Origin of the sequence: Flavobacterium sp. FlaQc-52, from assembly GCF_044007495.1 — a bacterium.
GTDB classification, from domain to species: domain Bacteria; phylum Bacteroidota; class Bacteroidia; order Flavobacteriales; family Flavobacteriaceae; genus Flavobacterium; species Flavobacterium cupriresistens.
In genome coordinates, this window is sequence record NZ_JBIPCV010000005.1 from 110,888 (window position 1) to 132,233 (window position 21,346).

General features: G+C 34.9%; 14 protein-coding genes. 9 read left to right on the forward strand and 5 right to left on the reverse strand.

All coding sequences use genetic code 11. From position 1 onward, the window contains the following. Positions 1-44: 44 nt before the first annotated feature. From ACHRV5_RS10940 to ACHRV5_RS10950, 3 genes are read right to left on the reverse strand one after another with little or no spacing between them, the layout of a single operon-like run. Positions 45-2,687, reverse strand: a complete 2,643-nt coding sequence (locus ACHRV5_RS10940; RefSeq protein ID WP_395426759.1) for a S9 family peptidase — start codon at positions 2,685-2,687, stop codon at positions 45-47. Beyond that, a complete protein-coding gene (locus tag ACHRV5_RS10945) occupies positions 2,674-4,104 on the reverse strand; it encodes a RagB/SusD family nutrient uptake outer membrane protein (RefSeq protein WP_395426760.1) in 1,431 nt (476 codons plus the stop codon). The genes ACHRV5_RS10940 and ACHRV5_RS10945 overlap by 14 nt, the downstream gene beginning before the upstream one ends. Before the next feature lie 18 nt (positions 4,105-4,122). After that, positions 4,123-7,086 (reverse strand): SusC/RagA family TonB-linked outer membrane protein, encoded by a 2,964-nt coding sequence (locus ACHRV5_RS10950; protein WP_395426761.1) that lies wholly within the window; start codon positions 7,084-7,086, stop codon positions 4,123-4,125. A 662-nt stretch (positions 7,087-7,748) separates the two neighbouring features. Here ACHRV5_RS10950 and ACHRV5_RS10955 point away from each other — a divergent pair. From ACHRV5_RS10955 to ACHRV5_RS10970, 4 genes are all read left to right on the forward strand, one after another. Beyond that, positions 7,749-7,970: a helix-turn-helix domain-containing protein gene (locus ACHRV5_RS10955; RefSeq protein WP_395426762.1), complete on the forward strand. Its 222-nt coding sequence runs from the start codon at positions 7,749-7,751 to the stop codon at positions 7,968-7,970. Between the two features lie 245 nt (positions 7,971-8,215). Then, positions 8,216-9,202, forward strand: coding sequence for a hypothetical protein (locus tag ACHRV5_RS10960; RefSeq protein WP_395426763.1), 987 nt, complete (start codon positions 8,216-8,218; stop codon positions 9,200-9,202). Positions 9,203-9,250: 48 nt separating this feature from the next. Next, positions 9,251-10,414, forward strand: coding sequence for a hypothetical protein (locus tag ACHRV5_RS10965; protein ID WP_395426764.1), 1,164 nt, complete (start codon positions 9,251-9,253; stop codon positions 10,412-10,414). Between the two features lie 18 nt (positions 10,415-10,432). Further along, on the forward strand, positions 10,433-11,137 hold the full coding sequence (locus ACHRV5_RS10970; RefSeq protein ID WP_395426765.1) for a hypothetical protein: 705 nt from the start codon (positions 10,433-10,435) through the stop codon (positions 11,135-11,137). Between the two features lie 117 nt (positions 11,138-11,254). On the opposite strand, the gene ACHRV5_RS10975 is transcribed toward ACHRV5_RS10970, so the two are convergent. Both ACHRV5_RS10975 and ACHRV5_RS10980 read right to left on the reverse strand, forming a co-directional pair. Beyond that, entirely contained in the window at positions 11,255-11,431 is a 177-nt protein-coding gene (locus ACHRV5_RS10975) for a histone H1 (RefSeq protein ID WP_395426766.1), read from the reverse strand. 91 nt (positions 11,432-11,522) lie between these two features. Next, positions 11,523-13,187, reverse strand: a complete 1,665-nt coding sequence (locus ACHRV5_RS10980; RefSeq protein ID WP_395426767.1) for a helix-turn-helix domain-containing protein — start codon at positions 13,185-13,187, stop codon at positions 11,523-11,525. Between the two features lie 345 nt (positions 13,188-13,532). On the opposite strand from ACHRV5_RS10980, the gene ACHRV5_RS10985 reads away from it, so the two are divergent. From ACHRV5_RS10985 to ACHRV5_RS11005, 5 genes are all read left to right on the forward strand, one after another. Continuing rightward, positions 13,533-14,255 (forward strand): hypothetical protein, encoded by a 723-nt coding sequence (locus tag ACHRV5_RS10985; protein WP_395426768.1) that lies wholly within the window; start codon positions 13,533-13,535, stop codon positions 14,253-14,255. A 330-nt stretch (positions 14,256-14,585) separates the two neighbouring features. Further along, positions 14,586-15,380, forward strand: a complete 795-nt coding sequence (locus ACHRV5_RS10990) for a helix-turn-helix domain-containing protein (protein WP_395426769.1) — start codon at positions 14,586-14,588, stop codon at positions 15,378-15,380. Between the two features lie 97 nt (positions 15,381-15,477). Next, entirely contained in the window at positions 15,478-16,158 is a 681-nt protein-coding gene (locus ACHRV5_RS10995; RefSeq protein ID WP_395426770.1) for a hypothetical protein, read from the forward strand. Between the two features lie 336 nt (positions 16,159-16,494). After that, positions 16,495-18,036: a T9SS type A sorting domain-containing protein gene (locus ACHRV5_RS11000; protein ID WP_395426771.1), complete on the forward strand. Its 1,542-nt coding sequence runs from the start codon at positions 16,495-16,497 to the stop codon at positions 18,034-18,036. A 13-nt stretch (positions 18,037-18,049) separates the two neighbouring features. After that, positions 18,050-21,337 (forward strand): RHS repeat domain-containing protein, encoded by a 3,288-nt coding sequence (locus ACHRV5_RS11005; RefSeq protein ID WP_395426772.1) that lies wholly within the window; start codon positions 18,050-18,052, stop codon positions 21,335-21,337. Positions 21,338-21,346 lie beyond the last annotated feature (9 nt).

The window sequence follows — 21,346 nt, forward strand, 5'->3', positions numbered from 1 at the left end:
AGAGTAGACGGCATCTTTTTTTAGTAATAGTAGGAAGTGTTTTTTTATTGAAAATCGTTTGCCATCCAGTCTTTGGGTTTGTTGTTCTTCAGATGATATCCAAACCACTCTTCGATACGCTCTCCCAAATCTTTTTGATTTTCCCGTTTTACTAAATTGTGACCCTCTTCAGGATAAACAAGCAGTATGTGCCGTTTATTAAGTCTTCTGAGCGCCAGATAAAATTCCATACTTTGAAGGTAATGGATATGCCTGTCGTCTTCGCCTGTCCACCCCAGTAAAGGAGTGGTAACATTGGATGCTTTTAAAACAGGTGAATTATCCAGATAACTTTCCATGTCTTCAAATAATGATTTACCGATACGGAGCTGATCGTGTTCTGCGCGGTAGAAATCGGGTCTGCTAAAAGTAGTTCCGATATAGAGATAACTGCTGACAAGATCGGTCCATGCTGCTCCGGAAACAGCTGTAGCAAAGCGGTCCGTTTGTGTTATGATCAGATCCGTTAGATACCCGCCAAAGGAATGTCCAATAAGTCCTATTTTATTGGGAGCAATAACACCTTTGGCAATAACAGCATCAATTGCTGTTAAGACACACTGAGTTGCCGACTCGCCTACATTGCCTTTTTCAAAAATCATATCGGGTAGAAAAACAAAATAGCCTTGCGAGGTAAGATTGGTAATATTAAATCCATCTGAAGCAAAAGAAGAAGGAGGCATATAGTTATTGAAATATTGAAATTGTCTTTCGTATATATGGACGATCATGGGATACTTAAATTCCTTCTTATAGTCTGTAGGATAATACAAAATACCCGATAAATTTTCGTCTCCAATTGTATACCGTACCGCCTCAGTTTTACCCCAATAAAAATGCTGCTGTTGCGGATTGCTTTGAAAGATCTTCTTGGATGTCTTTTGGTAATGCATAAGTGCTGGAGCTGTTTCATAACTTTGCTGTACATACGTATAACTATGACTGTCAGAAGCTTTGATGATCTGATTAATCTTTTTGGCTTCCCACACTTTCTTTTTTTCTCCGATTGTAGAAGTCCATGTAAAGAATCCTGATACCCCTGAATTTTTATGTATTGCTTCAAGTAAAAGCCCTTTTTCTAAGGACAAAGCTTTACCCTTAGCCACAATTTGATCTTCAGGATAGATAGGTGCTGGAGTCAGGTCTTTAATACGGTAGGTTCTTTCAATTTCCCTGCCTTTGGTAAGTCGTTTTTTGATCTTGCCATCAACTGATACCTGCCATAGATCATACTGATCGTACAGGACAATGCTATTGTCCTGTACCGTCCACCCACCGAGTCCGTAAGGAGCTTTTTCGGTGGGTTTATCCTGATTCTGCCTGAAAAAAGACAGTGGAACCGAAGCAGAGATATTGGCATGAATGTCAGTATTTATATCATAGATCCACCAGTGTCCTTCTTTTGGATAGGCTAAATATTTCCCGCCGGGAGAAGGAATTGTCAGATGATCACCGGAATATTTTTCAAGAATTCGTTTTTTATTGCCTGTGTGCAGATTAATAATATACAAATCTATAGGACCGTCAAAACTGCTTTGAGGTTCGTAAGCCACAGGATCATAAATAAATGCATTTTTACAATCACCACTTAGAAATCCCCTTGGATGCTGCCGGTTTGTAATTTGAAGAAACTGATTGCTTTTGACAAACCATACCGCCATCTTATCCATAAGAGTATACTCGCCTATAAATTTCTTATGATCGAAGACTAATTTGTCCGCTGTATTCCAAACCTGTACGGTTTTGGGATCAATATTTAAATGGTCTTTATTGGCTTCTTTCATCCAGAAAAAGATACGTTCTCCATCATCCGAGAGGGTAAGGGTTTGATACGTCGCGTCTGAAACTTTCATATCCTTTGGAAAACCCGATACCTTACGCGAATCAAAACAGTGAAGTTTGCCACTTTTTGTAGTATAGCTATAAAGTTGTGGCGCTTTTTTATCATACTGTACAAAAGCAATGGCAGTACCACGCCAGTTTAGGTTCTGAAACTTTTCTTTACTACCAGATAGTATAACATGTCTTTTTATTTCTGATCCCAGCATTATATAGCCAATCTCATTGCCGGTCTCTGACGTTGCGCAGTACAATAAGCCGTTTCGATTGGGCTCATGATGCCACTGACTTATATTGGGTATTTCCAGCTTTTTATTTCCTTTTACATCCTGAACAACAAGCTTAAATTTATCATTGGACTGTTGTAGCAGCAGCGATAAAAACATAGTATTACCGGAAAATGAAAAATCATCAACATCACCAGTTTTGGTGAGTAACCCACTTTTTAAATTCATAAGCAGCAGCGTATCACGTGCCATACAGGCAAATTCGGACTCCCCATTAAAAGCACCTTCTTTTGCCTTTGGAAAAGAGTAGGTGATATTCCTTTTGGTACTTTTCACAAACAAGGTATCTTTTTTAGACTCGTACATCAATACATAACTTGCCCAGTGACCCTTATTGGATAGTTTTCCTGCAAGGAGTTTGCTCCAAAGTGAATAGTCCGATTTGGTTAAGGTACGTTTAGGTATTTCCTGTGCGCAACAAGGTGTGGTTAAAAACCATGCTATAGAATACAATAAACCCATTAAAAGGTTTTTGTACCTTTTAAATTTATGAGAGGCTTGTATTGGATTAATAACCTTCATTTTGAGGGGCTAAATTGGGATTAAGCAAAAGTTCTGATTCCGGTATTGGCAGTAAACGGTCGGTTGTTTCCCATTGGGGTTTAACGGGTGATAGTGTGGTATCTAAGCGACCTGTTCTTTTTAAATCGAAAAAGCGATGACCAAATTCTGTAAAGAATTCCAAACGACGTTCTAAGAGTACCGCAGTTATAATTTCATCCGCTGTAACCGCTGTGGTATTGTCAAGTCCTGCGAGATTTCGGGTTTTATTTAAATCTTCTTTTGCCCCAATGATATCACCCGCATGTGCACGAGCTTCTGCTCTTATGAGGTATTGTTCGGCTAACCTAAGGACAATAGAGTATTCTACGGAAGAGCCTGTATTAGTCGCTTCCTTGTACTTGTTAGCATGGTACCATGTGCTTGTACCATCTGTAACGGCTTTTATCCAGTTCTCTTTTCGAAGATCGGCAGCACTAAAAGTATTCACAAGTTCATCAGCGATGGCTAATGATGGGGGTGGACCCTGATAGAAAACAAAGGTTTCAGCCTCATGTGTATTCATTCCATCAGAGGCAGGCATTAATTGCCAGACGGTCGAAGGACTTCCTTTAAGAAATACTGTAGCAGGATCAGAAGGCCACTCATACAAACCCGATTGGTTTAATACAGAAGAGGCTGCGTCTGAAGCTTCATCCCATTGTTGTAAATAAAGACATACCCTTGCCAATACAGCCTGTGATGCCCACTTGTTAGGACGTATCCTTTCTGCTGTAACATATTCTTCAGGTAATAGCTTACTTGCTTGTAGAAGGTCTTTTTTGATTAGTTGATATACTTCACTTTCGGACATTCTCGGGACTGTAGTATTCTGCTTGTAGTCGGTGGTTACGATGTAGGGAACATCCCCAAAAATAGTAGTGAGATAAAAATGGATTAATGCCCGTACAAATAAGGCTTCTCCGATCAATTGCTCTTTATCTTCCGGTTTTAAGGCATCCGAAGCGGTGACTCCTTCAATGACGGCATTGGCAGCGTAGATTTGGTTGTAGCTGTTGGTCCATAACTGCAAAATTTCGTTATCGGAAGCCAAAAGTGAATTCGTGTAAAAATTAGCCTGAATGCTATTAGATACACCATAATAGGTAAGTTCGTCGGTATAAAGCCCGAACTGACTTGAAATACCCGACGGACCTCCGTTAAGTATGCCCTGTTCGCGAATTTTAGTGTAGATGTCTACCATTGCGGCATTGGCTGTGACTTTGTCTTTAAAGACGTCTTTTGCTGTTAACTGGGAAGAGGGTAAGTCTACTTCTGTAAAACTGTCGCAGGCTATTGTAAAGCAGAAAAGAACGATCCACAGTAGTACTAAAGACAGTATTTTTATCGTGTCATTTGAAAAATGCCTAAGACCTTGGAATAATTTACGATTTTTCATAAGGTTATATTTTTAAGGTTAGAAACTAATGTGAAGACTTGTTGTGATAATTCGAAGCGGGGGGAGGTATCCTGATGAGCGAAACTCTGGATCAATCCCTTTGTACGGTGTTATCGTCAGTAGGTTCTGTCCCTGAAGGCTAATTTTACAGAAGAATTTCTTGGTCCAGCTTTGAGGCAGATCAAAAGAAATGGCAACATTCTTTAAACGAATAAAGGAGGCGTCACTAATGGCAGCATCACTTTGGGAATAACGGATACTTGCGGCTCTTTTTTGCGCATTACTGTTGCTGTAGGATTGATAGGGACCGGTATCTCCGGGATTCTGCCAGTGCTCGGTGACTCCTTCAGGTTGGTTGACCATCGTGCCGGGCATCGATGTCCTGTAGCTTTCATTGAAATTCTGCTGTTTTACAAATTGGAAAAGAAAATCCAATTGCACATTTCCGTAGCGTAATTGATTTTGAAAGCCACCATAATATTGAGGACTTAGATTTTTAACAATCTTTTTATCATCTACTGCCGATAGGCTTCCATCACCATTAAAATCCTCAAACTGATAAGTACCTGTCGTTGGATGAAGTCCTGTGTAATGGTATACTTTTACAATATTAATAGGCTGACCAATTACATATTGATTTTTATAGGGTGAAGCTTCCAAACCGGGAAAGGAAAGGAGCTCGTTTTTGACACTGCTAATATTGAAGTTACTGATCCAGCTAAAATCTTTGCTTTGCACGTTGACTGTACGAAGGCTGAATTCGAGCCCGCTGTTTTGAACTTCAGCATCTAGATTGGCTCTCAGCTCAGGAAAACCTGTTGTTCCCGGCAGTGGTATTCCGACCAATTGATTGGAGGAACGATTACGATACCATGCTATTGTGGTGGATATCCTATCCTTTAAAAAACCAAGTTCCAGAGCCGCTTCCAATTTTTTATTGGTTTCCCACCCAAAATTGGGGTTAAAAAGCCGTGTAGGTTGCAAACCGCTAATCCCTCCATAGGTATAGCCTGAAGTACTGTAGGTATCGAGATACTGATAATCTCCAATTTGGTCATTACCACTGGTTCCATAACTTGCTCTCAGTTTTCCAAAACTTAAGAAGTCTAGATTTTGCTTTACAATGTTTTCCTCTCCAAATAGCCACGCACTGCCTATAGCGCCAAAAGTGGCAAATTGGCGACCGGGTCCAAAACGGCTCGACCCATCCCTTCGACCGGTAAGATTTACAATATACTTTCCCTGCCAGTTTAGATTCACACGACCAAAAAATGCCTGATATCGGTACAGTGTTTCATCACTATTTAAAATAAGATAATTGGACGCTGAAGCGGGATTTTCAATCAGGCTATTGCTCGCAAAACCTTCACCGGCACTAACAAGCTGATTGCTTTTTTGCTGTTGGAAGGTGGCTCCGGCCAACACTTCTATTTTTCCTTTATCAATTGCATATCCCCATCCCAATTGTGGCTCAACGATCCATGAATTACGATTGACGGTGTTGGCAAATGAGGCAGAAACTTCACTTCCCAACTCATAAGAAGGATTGTAGATAGTTGAAGGAAGCAGGGTCATTTGATTTTGGCGAAGGTCTGTGTAGCCCAAACTGGTTTTAGCGGTAAAGCCTAAGCCCAATTCATAAGAAAGTAGCATATTAGCCAGAAAGTCATAGGTTTCTCCTTTTATTTCCCTTTTCAACTTTGCCAGTGGGTTCTCAAAGGTGTTGTTTTCCCAGTTCAGTTCTCCACTAGCATCATAGAGTGATGGAGCATTGGGAACTAAAGTAATAGCGTCACGGGTAAGATCTATAGAAGGAAGATCGCTAAACTGCGCCGTATAGCCTGTGGTAAAAACAGCTTTAAACTTTTTGTCTAAAGATTCATGATTTAGGTTAAAATACCCGTTTGCTTTGATGTAATCAAAATCTCCGGGGTATACGGTGGTTTCTTTATTGTAGCTTCCGCTTAAAAGAAACTGTGTCTGCGCAGAACCACCCGAAAGCGAAGATTGAACATTAGTTTGGTTTGCAGTACCCCCGATAAGCTCTTTCTGCCAGTTGGTATTGCGGTTTTGATCCCAAGTTCCATTAACATCATAGGCATTTGCAGGGTATTTTGTAATGCCATCATTGGCAAAAGCTTCTCTTCGCATGGCTAAATACTGGGAGGTATCCATTAGGTCTATGAAATGAGCAACCTGTCCATAGCCGTTAGAATAAGTAGTACTAAAAGTCATTTTTCCTTCTTTTCCTTTTTTAGTGGTTATCAGAACCACACCATTAGCTCCTCGTGAACCATAAATAGCGGTAGCATCAGCATCTTTTAAAACCTCTATATTTGAAATGTCTCCGGGATTAATGCTATTGAGCGGGCTATTTAGTGCTGTCATGTTACCTGATGTGTATGAACTTCCTATATCCTGTGAGGAATAGGGAACCCCGTCAATAATATACAAAGGACTGTTTCCTTCGAGTCGTAAACTATTTTGTCCACGGATTTCGATATCAAAACCACCACCGGGCATGCCTGAATTTTGAGTGATGTTAACTCCTGCCATTCTTCCCTGCATGGTAGCAAGTACATTGGTAACAGGTTGTTTTTCGATGTCTTTAGAAGTTATCTTTACAATACTTCCGGTACGGTCACTATCTTTTACGGAGTAGTAACCGGCATTGATCGTTACTTCCCCAAGTGTTGTCGCATCTTCCTGCATCTGCAGATTGATACTCGATTTTGAGCCAACGATGATTTCTTGAGTTTTAAAGCCTATATAAGAGAATATAAGTATATCAGTGCTAAGGGCATTGATCGCGTATTTACCATTTTGGTCAGTAATGGTAGAAATTGTCGATCCTTTTACACTTACAGTTACACCGGGCATGGCGCCCAAAGCATCAGTAATTGTTCCACTAATTTGCTGTTGCTGTGTAAGGGAATATTTTTTTAGGGTAGTAGCAAGAATGTCGGGGCAGCTTAGATACATTGTTAAAATAAATGCATACCGAAGAACCTCCCGACCCTTGCAGAATGAAATATTTTTCATAATATTGGATAAGGTTAATTAAACGTTAGTTTTTTTAATTAGGACTCTCTACTCTTGGTCGCAAACTTCGGGGTAGGGAGTCTTCTTTTTATACAGTTTTGATTTAATTAGGATATTAAATCGCTGTTCATATTTCTTTTTTAATTGCCTGCCACTGTACAATCACTAACTCAAAAATTACAATAAGACAGCGCAGGCAGTAAAAACAAACCAGGAATTTTTTAAATCATAGGCACACAAGTTTAGTATTGGTTAAACAATAGTGAATTGCGAAACTATATGATATTAAAAGACGCTAAGAATTAAGTTAAGTGTAGATGTATCTCCAAAAAGGAGGCGTGGGTAGCTCTCAACTTATTGCCTTTGAGGTACTGGTATACCGGTGCAACAATAAGTGAGCCCACGCCAAAGGACGTGAGCATCATACTTATCATCTCGTTGCAAAAGTACCAGTTTTCAAAGGCGAGATTCAAAGCGAATGCTTCAAATATTTTATTAGAAGTATCGCAAATATATATTATCAATAACAAATATAATAATATATTTTGAATTTCGGATTTGAATCCGAATTATTTTGAGCTTTAAAAAGTTTCTTTGTTAATATGAAAATAAAAAATCGTCAAATCGTTGATTTTATTGCCAAAGAATGGGTAAATAAAGCATCGTCGCAAAACTCATTTGCGACAGAACACGGTATTGATGAAAAAACTGTTCGAAGAATAAAATATGACAATGATTATCAAATCAGCCTTATAACTATATTAAAGATTTGTGAAGCAAGAGAATTAAAACTTTCAGAGTTTTTTAAACTTGTTGGATTATAAAAAAGATGCTAATTAGCATCTTTTTTAGTTTTATAAAATAATGAATGAGGAAAACCGTAAAGAAGATTGAGAAAGGATACGTATTATTGTTATCCGATAAATAAAAAGCCTGACTACAAAGTTATAGATTTCGGATCGTATGGGGAAGAAATATAATAAATTATTTGAATATGGTATATATTTTCTTAACTATAATTATTTTAATACTAATTGCTATCTACGCTTTCAAAAAATTTACTAGAAAAATGACATACGAAAATGAAGTAATTGAAATTTCAAAAAATACTGACATAACTAAAGGTGAAATATTCAATTTTAGAGAAACTCCTAACGAACGCGAGTTTGATGAAACCTTTGATTTTTATAGAGGTATTTTGACATGGGCAGCAAAATATGATGTAAATTCAAGTTATATTTTTTTTCAAAACGATATTTCTCCAAATGCACGTGCAAAAACATTTAAGGGTCATGGTATCATCGCAATTACTAGTGGACTAATGCTCCGTCAGATCAATGATTATTTAAAAAATGAAGAACTCGATAAAAAACTAAAGGAAAGATTTGAAAAAATATATCCTTTTTTAGATAATCCAATTAATGTACTGATGTACCAACAAGTACAGCATTCTACTTTTTATCATGAATTAGGTCACCTTATTCAACAATCCGAAGAACTTCAAAATTGGATGCAGGAAACGAGTACAAGTAATAATTTCTCTTTAACAAGGCATAAACTTGAATTAGACGCTGATAGCTTTAGCGCACTCTCTTTGGCAGCACATATACAGCAATATGGATTTAAAATATTTGGAGAAAAAATTGATTCTGAAAAGATGGAATTACTTGTTGAATTATTTAGTGCAACTGTCTTGTTATATTTTCTTACATTTTCGAGTGCAACAAGAGAGATATACTATGAAGAAAGCTCTCATCCTCATGCGTTTGTGAGAATCATTAATGTCTTACTTATAATCTCAGATTATTTGGGACAAAGTTTGAAACTAAGTAAAAATGGAATAACTATTAATCCAATAAAAATGTTCCCTAGAACAATTGATCTTGTTGAAAAAATTGAAAGTGAAATTCTTAAAAATGAGAAATCAGATGATTTAAACATAATTTTGTCTAAAAACAAAACTGATATTATAAATTACTTCACAAAACTTAGTGCGCATAAAATCAAAGATTGTAAGGAGGCCTCTGATGTCTGGAATGAAAAAATTCCCACTTAATTTTTATAAAAACCTCAATTAGTTTTATTAAAATCAATAGAATAATTTATGACACCATCAGAAAAATATGTTGCTGAGTTATGTGAGAACTCCTTTTTACCATTTTGGAGTTTTCCTAACCCAATAGGTAAAAAAGGCAAAGAACTATGCGATGTACTAGTTGTTTGTGATAATATAATTATAATAATTTCGATTAAAGATATTAGAGTTTCGGAAAATAACGACGTTTCATTACAGTATGAGAGGTGGGTTAAGAAAGCCATCCACGATTCTATTGATCAAATACATGGTGCCGAAAGATATTTAAGTAGCATTGATGAAATACTACTTAAAGACAGAGGTGTAAAGATAAAACTTCCTCCAAAAGAATCTAGGATTGTACATAGAATAGCTATTGCTTTTGGGAGTCCGGAAACATTTCCGTTACCAACAGGGGAATTCGATAAAGGGTATGTTCATGTATTTGATGAGAAGTCAACAGCAACTATACTTAGTGAGTTAGATACTATAACGGATTTCACTAATTATTTGACTGCAAAAAGAAATTTCATTTCAGACAAAACAATTCTAATCCCAAATGAAGTTGATTTCTTAGCTTATTATATACAAACAGGATTAGAGGATTATGTTGCTCCTGGAACTGTAATTGCGGGAGAAAATCTTTGGAAAGAATATGTCAACAGTTCTGACTACTCTAGATGGCAAAGTGACATTACGTTAAGCTATATTTGGGATTTTATGATTCAACAATTGCATAAAAATCACATCACTGATTCTACATCTCAAGAAAAAAGACAAGAACTTGAAGAAGCCATTCGAACTATTAATCTTGAACCAAGGATAAATAGGATTGAATTAGGAAGTATACTTGAAAACACAATAAAAAACAAGTTAAAAGCACGTATGCTAAGACCTCTAAATAATAGTGAGCATACTTATGTATTTATGCCTTTAAATGACAAGAATTGGGCAGAAAAGGAAAAAGAATTAGAACTGAGATGTATAGTTGCTAGATATGAGAATCCAACAGCGAAAAAAATAATTGGTATTTCCATTGGCGAAAATTCAAAGGGCGAAAATTGTTTTGATATTGTTATCATTGTTGTTCCGGACTTAAATAATGACTTTATTGAAAAGGCACAGAAGATAAAAAAGGAGCTAGGCTACTTTAGTAACTCAACTATTTCTCACAGTAAAGATTTTAGAAAATAACTGCTAATTTTTATAGAAATGGAAGATAAATTAACAATATCATCAAGAACTAATTATTCTAGTCAGCATATCAAAGCTGCTTGTTTTTTTGCACGTAAAGCCTACGAACTAGAAAAATTGCGAATTGAATGTAAAGAAAACTTACATGATGATAGAGAAATGGAATATAAGTCATACAGTACTAGTGCGATATTCTTATCAGTAGCGTTTTTAGAATCAATAATAAATGAATTCTTTTCTAATGTTTCTGATGAAAGCATTATGTCATTTGATGACAATTTAGATGCTAAAAATGTACAAATGATAAAAAGGTTATGGAGTCAAGATGTGCCTCGTACAGCATCATTTTCAATAGTACGTAAATATGAGATAGCATTAATTGCATGTGAAAAAGATACAATTGACAAGAGTGATGTGCTTTTCAATGATATAAAATCGCTAATACAACTTAGAAATTCTCTCATCCATTATGAACCTCAATGGAATCTTATATATTCTGATGAATTTACAAATGAAAAAGGGCTAACATTAAAGCTCAAAAATAAGTTTTCCTTAAGTCCTTTTGCAGGGCGTGGAAGCGCCTTTTTTCCGGAGAGGTGTATAGGACATGGTTGTGCTGAATGGGGTATAATAAACTCTATAAAATTTGTAGATAATTTCTATCATAAACTAGGCATGAAAACTACTTATGAAATTATCAGAAGTCAGTTAAATGCTAAGTAATTTCAACACTAATTAAACTTTTTCAAAGATATTATAAAAAATGTAGAGATTCGTCCTATGTTATTATGTGTTAGCTGTATATAATTTATTGAATTCTTATTGTTTTTACTAAAAATATTACTTCTTAGATTCTTCTATAGAAACTTTTCTAAATTCTTTTAAGAGTTTCTCCAACTCTAAAGTTGATTTACGAGCTCTTGCTCCGGCAGCTTTGACACCTTTTTCGATTAGTGAGTCAGATTCGCTTTTAAACGTTTCCAGTTCTGCATTGATTTTTTCGATTAAATCTTTCATGATATTAGTTTATTAAATTAGGGCTGCAAAAGTAAAAGTTTAGCTTATATTTAAATAGCTTTTATGTCAAAAATAAATACTTAAATGATATTTATAATTGTTCCTTTTGAAGCTCCTCAATAAAGTAGGAGGTTGGCATTCCTGTACGGGCATAGAAGGCGTTGGCAAAGCGTTGGGTGCTGCTAAAACCGATTTCTTCAGCCAATGCTTTATTAGAATATTTTCTTATTTTGGGATCTTCTTTGAGTAGGGTAATGAGATAATCTACTTTTAGATCATTAATGTAATCAACAAACTTCTTTCTCCTGGAATGGTAAATTATTTTAGAAAGATATTTTGTATTACTCTCAAATGCTGCTGTTAATTTCACTAATGTTAAGTCCTTTTCCAAAAATTTCTTTTCTTTTTCAAACTTTTCCAATTGTTTTAGGACAGATATGACAGTTTCCTGACTTATGTCTTCAATAGTAAGGCTTAAGTTTTTTTCATTTGATTTGCTCTCTTTTTTCATGAACGCTTCAAATTTTTGCCTGTAGAGTTTTTTATTTCGGGTAAATCTATAAGCTAAGAATAGGAGTGATAGAAATAAAATAGCAATTACACTTACAAAAATATAGTCATTGTATTTCCTTTTTTGGAGTGAATTCTCTATGCCTTCCTTTTCCAATAATAATTGCTTTGTGTCGTATTCTTTATGAATTTTTCCGGAAAGGTATACATACCTCTTACTTAGAAGACTATCCGCTTTTAGTAATTTGCGAATATAAAAAAGCTGCATTTTTGAATTGTGTTCTGCTTTATAGTAGTCAATCAGCATTTCGAAATTTTGCCGTAAATCCGGGCGGATATATTTTTTTGAAGCAAATATTTCATCCACTTTTTTAAAATACGTAACAGCAATTTGTTTATTTTTAAGGGTCCAGTAGCTTTTTCCTATGTAAAAATAACCGACAGCCACATTTCCAAAATCGTCATTCTCTTCTATTGCAGGTAGAGCATCAGAAATGTTTTTAATTGCTAATGCATAATTATTTTTAAAATATTGATTGACTCCTTCTGAGTGCATAAAGTAAGAGTCCATTTCATTAGTTCCAAGTCTTTTACCTTCTTCAAGTCCTTTTTTATTTGTTTGGGAACATAGACCATGAGCACCTATTTTAATATAACAAAGCCCTAGAGAATGTATGGAATTGAGGTATCCGTCAGGGCTATTATCTTTAAAGTAACCGATGCATTCATTGAATAAGGAAATGGCTTCGTGATAAAAACCCAAATAGTATTTTATATTGGCAATATTGTACTTGACTTTGTAAATTAAGTACTGATTCTCGGTAGTGGAAATGTAATTGTTGGCAATAAGGTAATGATCCAGTGCCCGTCTAAGTTTTTTTTCACTGTAGTAAACAATACCTTTTGACAGATAAGCAGAGCCTATCAAAGCATTATCCTTTGATTTTTTTGCGGTATAAATCATACTGTCTGCATAAACAAGTTTTAAACTTTCAGGAGCGGCATGCAGATAATTTTTATATCCGTTTACTATTTCTTCGTTATTGTTTTCTGATTTTGCCTTGGACAAAAACGTCTTCAGGTAGATTGACTGCTTATTGCTGTCTTTTTTTAAATTTTCTATTTTTTCATAGAGATAGTCGTAATTTTTATGTGCCAACGTATCTGGAATTTTACGCGGAATTTCCTGCGCGTAAATTTGACCTCCCATACCAAGAGAGCAAATTAATGTATATATTTTATTCATAGGACAACTGGGATAAGTACTATTTTATATAAAATGAGTATTTAAATGTCGAATACGTTACAAAAAAAGATGTGATATTTTTTTTGTGAGAAATGCGCATCAAATATAAGTTAATCTATTGGTATTCAATGATGTTTGTGCGGTATTTATAGTGTGGATTTTCTGCAAATCCATACCCTTTTTTCTGCAAATCCACACTATAAGTGTTGTGGGATAGAAATCCGAATTCTAGTTTTACAATTATTTCAAAAGCAAAAAGATTTAGCAGGCTGCTAAATTAAAGTTCTGTTTATCCAGGTAAATGGAACGGATTGAAAAAGTTGTAACCCTTAATAAATTCAGATTATGAAAAAGATTTTGCTGTTATTAGTTCTTTTACCATCACTACTAATTTCCTGTAGTTCCGAAGAAATTATGGAAGCCTCTCAGACACTCACTGAACCCAATTCAACGGCTGAAAGCCCCATGCCTGGTAATGCTGCTAACCCATACGACGCTGCCGGAAGAGCACATAATAATATTCTTGATCTCTACGAAGCAATGAATACTGTCAATGATACTACTATTACTATGATTAGTAATAGAGTAAAAGAAATTGCTTTAGCAAACACAGACGTAATGCTCCTCAATACAGGGTATAGTACAACAGTGCTTAGTCCTGAAGAAATTGGAGAAATTGTAATAGACCCGGCTGCTAATCTCAACACAGTTATAACAGCGTCTACTTTGACTGCTGGAGCAAAAACCAGTTTGTCGCATTTTATCGACTCTTTACTTTTATTAGAAAAAGAAAAATACGAAGTCATTTATCAATTTATCATCTCCTACGAAACAACTGTAATTGATAATGGTCAGTTTAACAATTTCGATAAAAGAGCACTACTACTTACAACATCTTTACTAAGGCATTGGTACTTTCATATTAGAGAAAGAAGAGATCCGGATTGGGGTAAATCTAAAGGTAATGCTGTGGGAGCATTAAAGGGTGCACTTAAGGGGCCATTCACTGCTGTTACTGGTTCACTTGTAGTTGGTATTGCGCAAAGTAAAAATGTTTCACCCAAATGATAGATCGAATATACCTAATTGAAAAAGAACTTGTGTGCGTCTTGAGCGTACTGCTGATTTTCTTCAATTTAATCTGCCTTTATTTCATCATAGACTTATTAAGCTATGATGAAATAATAGCTTATCTCGCCAATGGCGAGCTGGAGAGCAGCGATCCACGGGATTTGGCCCTAATACTTTTTGGAACAACTGTTTCAAATATGCTATTTGTTTCGGTTCTTCTTATGCTAAAAATCTGTAATAAAGAATAATGTTTTGGTAGACACGAAATCAATACAATTGCTGGGTTTAAAACTTCATTTCATCGAAAACTCTTTGTCTAAGTTTTCAATGAGTAAGATATTTGGCGATAATTATTTTTCAATTATATTCGTTAGATCGGGGTCTGTTAAGCTTAGCATAAATGACAAAAAAATTCATTTATTTGTTCATGAAGTGATCACCATACCGCAGAAAATTTATTGCAGGATACTTCACATAAAGAAATCGTCAGAAATTTGTGTGTTGTCTTTCACTTCAGAGTTTGCCTATAAAAACAGCCTAAAACAGTCACATGTGGGGTATTTTGAAATGTATGTTATCAAGTACCCATCAAAGATTTTACTTAAAAATAAAGAACTATCACATCTAACAGACCTATTCAAACTATTGTTGAGTAAAGCAAAACAATACAATATGCAGGCTTTTAAAGAAGAAATAGTAGTACTTGGTTTTAATCTATTACTCTATATTCTTGCAGAGAATTACTATAGGTTTTATAAAGAACTAAAGGTCGAATATACACTAAAAGAAAAAATACTAATGCAATTTTTTAGAGCACTCGAATTAAACTATAAAAAGCAACATGGAGTAAAATTCTATGCTGATGTATTATGTATGACGGCGGATCATCTTACCAAAATCGTTAAGGAATCTACTCAAAAAACGGCTAAAGAATTTATTGTTGATGCAATAATTTTGGAGTCAAAACGCTTGCTTCAAAATCAAGCCTTAACGATCAACACTATATCTGAAGAATTGCAATTTGGTAATTCTTCTTTGTTTAGTAATTTTTTTAAGAAGCATACTTCCCTGTCTCCAAGTGAATATCGTTTAAGTTTAAATCTCCGGAATACCATGAGATAATTGTTCTGGCGGGGTGAGTACTGTTCTGCAACTATTGATTTAAAATACTGTCGATGTAAAAATCGGAAGAAAGATTTATTAATTAAAAGTAGAAAGAATGACTCAACCCTATCTTTTAGAGTGGATGGATTTAATGGTGACTTCAATCCTTAATCCTAATAAAACAGATCTTACCATGATTACTCCAATTCAGTCGAAAGAGATTATAGAAAAAGCAACACAACAAACATTAATTATTCAGTCACAGTTTACCATACGGGTATTTTCTCTTACTAAAGAAAAAGAAATCAAAATTTTAGTTGGGAATTACTATTCGAGTTTGGTTTTTCTGTTAGACAAAATTATAGAAATTAATACTGAAAATACGTTCAACAGTGATAGTCTAAAGGAGGTAGCCACTACCTTAATTTCTTGTTTGGACGAATTGATAACTTTTGTAGAAGTAAGATTTGCAAACTACTTAAGCTCAACTATACAAATAATCGAGCGTAGAACTAATAGCAACCCTCTGGTAAATTATCAAACGAGTAAGGTTTTATGTAAACTTTCAACAGATCAGACTGCATTAATATTACGAGCCTCTGATGAGCTAAAAATTTTAATGTCAAAATCGATGAACCAGGTTTTTAAAACAATAGTTCCCTATTTATCGACACCAAACAAGACTGACCTTTCTTACGACGCTATGCGAAGTAAGGCCTATGTAGCAGAAGAACGGGATAAGGAAATAGCAATTAAAACATTGGAAAAAATGATTGATCGAATAAAAGAATATTAATGGAATAATTAATTTATCAAAATAAGAAAAGTTCCAATTCTTTACAATAGTTATGTTCAATATAGCAGACTATATATGTTAAGTAAGCAAATTTAAGGTCCATGAAGCTAAAATTTTATAAAGCTTACTACCTAAGATACTCAATAAGAATATCTCGTTATTATGTATAAATTGTAATTTTAAACGTGTTAATTGCGGTTTTCCCGCAATTAAACATCAGAAAAGTTTTGTATTTTGGCGTTCACTTTAACATTTATTTAAGTTATGCGGCTATTATTTATTTTTCCATTTTATTTTCTACTTTTTTGTTGTGCCAGTCTCCATGCTCAAGATGTCTTGTGGGAAAAGTCATACGGTGGTAAACATGCTGATTACCTTTTTGATGTGCAACCTACTGCTGATTATGGTTTTATTCTGGCAGGAAGTTCTCTTTCACAAAAAACAGGTAATAAGACATCTGATAATGAAGGTGATCTTGATTATTGGGTTTGGAAGATGAATGAAGATGGAGATTTGGATTGGCAAAAAAACTATGGAGGCTCAGGAGCTGATCTTCTTCAGAGTATCCGTAATACCTCAGATGGTGGTTTTATTCTCGCAGGAACATCTGATTCAGGAGTAGGGCTATTTAAAAAAGATTCCTGTCGGGGTAATGAAGACTTTTGGATTATAAAACTTAATGCCAAGGGAAATGAAGAATGGCAGAGAACCATTGGTGGAGGTGGGAGGGATTTGGTCAGAACCATTTCTCAGACACAGGATGGAGGTTATATTATTGGAGGTTCTTCAGATTCGGAACAGGGCCATAATACACAAAATATTGGAACTGACAAATATAGCAAATCTGAGAAAAGCCGTGGAAACATGGATTATTGGATTGTAAAATTGGATAATCAAGGAGAAATAAAATGGCAGAGAACCCTTGGAGGTAAATATGTTGATATTCTCGAAAGTCTTATAACTACAAAGGATGGTGGATATCTTGCTAGTGGATTTTCTAATTCTCCTGCCTCTCAGGATAAATCTCACGATGGATATGGAGAAGGTGATTATTGGATTATAAAACTGGATAAAGATGGTAATCCGGAATGGCAACAGAATCTGGGAGGAGAAAGTGACGATCATTTATATTCAACGGTTCAGACTACTGATGGAGGATATATAATTGCTGGCGATTCGGTTTCAAATACTTCAGGTAATAAGAAAAAGGCAAATAAAAGTGGAACTGATTTTTGGGTAGTAAAACTCGATGAACAAGGAGAACTTCTGTGGCAGGAAACGTACAATACAGGTAAGACAGATATTCTAACTTCAGCAGTTGAAAATGTAGATGGTACTATTCTTTTAGGAGGATATGCCCAAAGTGAGACAATAGGTACTAATAAAAAAGACAAGAAGGAAATCAACGATTATATCGCGTTAAAAATTTCTGCTGATGGTGAAGAAATATGGAAAGAAACAGTTGGCAGCAATGGTGAAGATGTACTTAGAAAAGTAGTTGAGACTCGAGATGGTGGCTATTTGCTTGCAGGGACTTCTAAAGGTGAAATTTCGCGCGATAAGAACGAAGGACAAGGAAAAGCTGACTTTTGGGTTGTCAAAATTAAAGATAAAGATAAGAAAAAAGAAAAGAAAAAATTGAATATTGAGGCTATTCCGAACCCTGCCAGACAATTTACAAATATCATTATCGGTTTCGAATTCGCAAACGGGACATTATCAATATTTGATTTAGCAGGAAGGCAGTTACAAAGCTTTCAAGTGTCTGATAGGACTATTCCAATTGATTTAAGCACATATCCTGAAGGGTTATATGTTATTGAGGTACAGACGGATAAGGGAGATGAGTCGGTAAAGGTAATAAAAACAAGAAATTAACATGATCAAGTTTATGAAAACCAACGTTTTTTTATTTTTTATTTTAATAAGTTTTAGTATTTATTCACAGAATACACCTGAGTTTGAAATACCTAATTACGCACCTAAGTCACCTGAGGCTGAAGCTTTTTTGCAGTATGGAAATATTCCTGTAAATCTTTCTACGGGAGTGCCTAATATTTCAATTCCTTTATATACAATAGAATCAAAAGATTTTCGGATACCGTTATCATTGGACTATCATTCTTCAGGTATTAAGGTTGACCAGGAGGCTACATGGGTTGGCTTGGGTTGGAATCTTACTTTTGGAGCTCAAATTGTATTAAATGTAAAAGATGATGTAGATGAAAACAATACTTATTTAGATGCAATACCTACTGCTGCAGATCTTAGTTTTTATGATGCTAATCCATACTCGTTTAATAGTGGACCGATAAATAACATGCATCTGGACGAATCTAGAATAAAGGATACTTATACTTTTTCATCACCGACTTGTAGTGGGCAATTTTATATAAGAAATTTTGCTCAAAATGACATTGTGGTATTTCCTCCTGAAGCTTTTAAGGTTGATCGCACTGGCACAAGAAAAAATTTGAAGTTTACTATTACGGATAAGATGGGCAATAAATACATCTTCAATACAAGTGAAAAATCTGTTAGACAATTTACTCATAATGATGACTATTTAAGCGCATGGTATGTCGACGAAATAAAAACACCTATCAATGGCAATATATATTTTTATTATTCCACTGACGGAGGTGTAACTGAACATAGCGCAAATCAGAAGCATGAAATTAAAGATGAGTGTATAGCCTGTGGTTGTAGTGCTGCAGGCGTTCTTTCTAACATAGGCCCTGTAAGGACAGAGGGTGGTGATGTTACAACTTCGACAATTAAAATAAAAGAGATATTATTTAATAATAATAAATCAAAGATTCTTTTTACAAGACTTCCTGGAAGGCAAGATCTTATTAATGGAAACAGTTTATTAAATAAATTGGAGGTACAACAATACAATGGTAATACTTTACAATTTGCAACTGTAAAAGGTTACCGATTTGAATATGACTATTTTAATGCAACTGGAAGTGTTGATGATAAAAGATTAAAACTACTGAAAGTAGTAAATTTATTGGATGAATCGGATTTCCATAGATTTGTTTATTCTGATATAACTCTTCCCAAAAAACACTCTACTTCACAGGATTATTTCGGTTACTATAATGGGAGAAATAACTTGAATATGATTCCTGAACATTACTTTGGATCACCTTATAATGCAACAGTTGGAAGTGCAGATCGAACAGTAAGTAGCTATTACAGTAAGGCTGCTATATTAACAGAATTGCATTATCCTACAAAAGGTTTTAGTAAATTTAGTTATGAAGGAAATGAGTATTGGGGTTTGGACAAATTTCAGCAATATAAACCAAAATGGTTAAACTGTGGTGCGACTGGTACTGGGGCTGGAAATAATAACCCAACCGAAGGAGAAAGTCCAATTGACGAATGGACAACACAATGTCCAGTAAATTGTATCCAATATAATAGATGTTATTTTACAGGAGCATCTTCAAATTCACCTCTTCGGATAGATGTACATAACAATGTTAATGATGATGTTACTGAAATAAAGTATCAATACATTAGAGTAAGAATTTATGATAATGATACCGGACTAATTTATGATTCTGGTAAAAAAAATAAGATTCAGTCGTTTGAAGCTTATGTTAGCCTCCAAGGATCAGGGTTCATGGTTGTTGAAGCCTGGGGCGAGCACATGTCTGGTTCTGCATCTCTAACTTATGTTGAATCAGCATCTTCTGAGTTTAAAAACTTGGCTGGACCTGGTCTTCGTATTAAAACGATTGAAAATTATACTGATGCAATTACTTTAGCAACAAAAAAAGAATATTATTATGATACACCTGGTACCACAAATTCAAGTGGTAGTTTAAATAATGATAAAGCATTATCGTTTACAAGTCGCATTCCTGCAACGTTTTCCGTATCAAATTGCAGCGCTGGTAATCCATTTATGGTAAATTTTTCTAAAAAATTTATAGTTTCTGAAATTTCTAGCTCTGGAATTGAAGGTACGGGTATTGCATATAGGTTTGTAAAAGAAACTTCAATTGATCCGATGACTTCAAAAAAGAACGGATTTACAACCTATGAGTTTACAAATAGTGGAGATTGGGTTTCCGAAGACTATGTCCAAATTGCTACACCATGGATGAGGGGAAAACTTATTGAGCAGTGTGATTATAAATTAGTGAACGATGTACCATATCCCATAAAAAAAGTAAAAAACGTTTATGTAGATGATAATTTAAGGACTTCTATAGTTGAAGGATTTAAAATGATTAGAAGATCATCTATAAATGTTAGCTATGCCGGAACCGGATATAGTTTTCCATTTTCGTCAGTCAATGGAGAATTTGGAACTCCTAAAAATGTTCTTGAATCAGTTCAATTTTATAATTACGAATTTGTTGTACCTTGGAATTATCTAAAAAGCACAGAAACCACTGAGAGCTTTTACAATCAATCAAATGCGCTCACAGGAACAATTGTAACAAATAAAGTGTTTAATTACAATAACCCAACTCATTTGCAATTAAGTAGTGAGGTTACAAGTAACTCTTTAGGCGAAACATTAGAGACAAAAATCTTCTATCCAGGCGATTCAGAGGTAGCATCAGAACCATTGGTTACTGATCTTATAAACAAAAATATGCTTGTCCCTCTTAAAATTCAGTTTCTAAAGAATGCCGTTAAATTAGATGAAAAGCTGACTAAGTATAAAAACTGGGGTAACAATATTTTAATGCCCGAGTTATTATTGAGATCTAAAGGCGCATTAGCTTCGGAAAATGATTTGCGTTTTAATGAAATTGACAATAGCAACGGTAATGTTCTTGAATTTCAGATTAAAGACGGAATAAAGACATGTTATATATGGGGATATAATAAGACGCTGCCCGTAGCCAAAATTGAAAACATGTCTTATATAAATATTCCTTCTAACCTGATAACGGCTATACAAACACAATCGGATACTGGTACTGAAGCTAACCTTATAATTGCCCTTAATAATTTGCGTTATGATGTTTCTATGGCGCAATCAATGGTAACTACTTTTATATATAAACCTTTAATTGGCGTAACATCTATTATTGACCCTAAAGGACTTAAGATAACTTATATTTATGATTCTCAGGGTAGGCTAAAAGAGGTTAGGGATCAAAACAACTACTTATTGTCCGAGACAAAATACAATTACAGACCTTAATCTTAACAA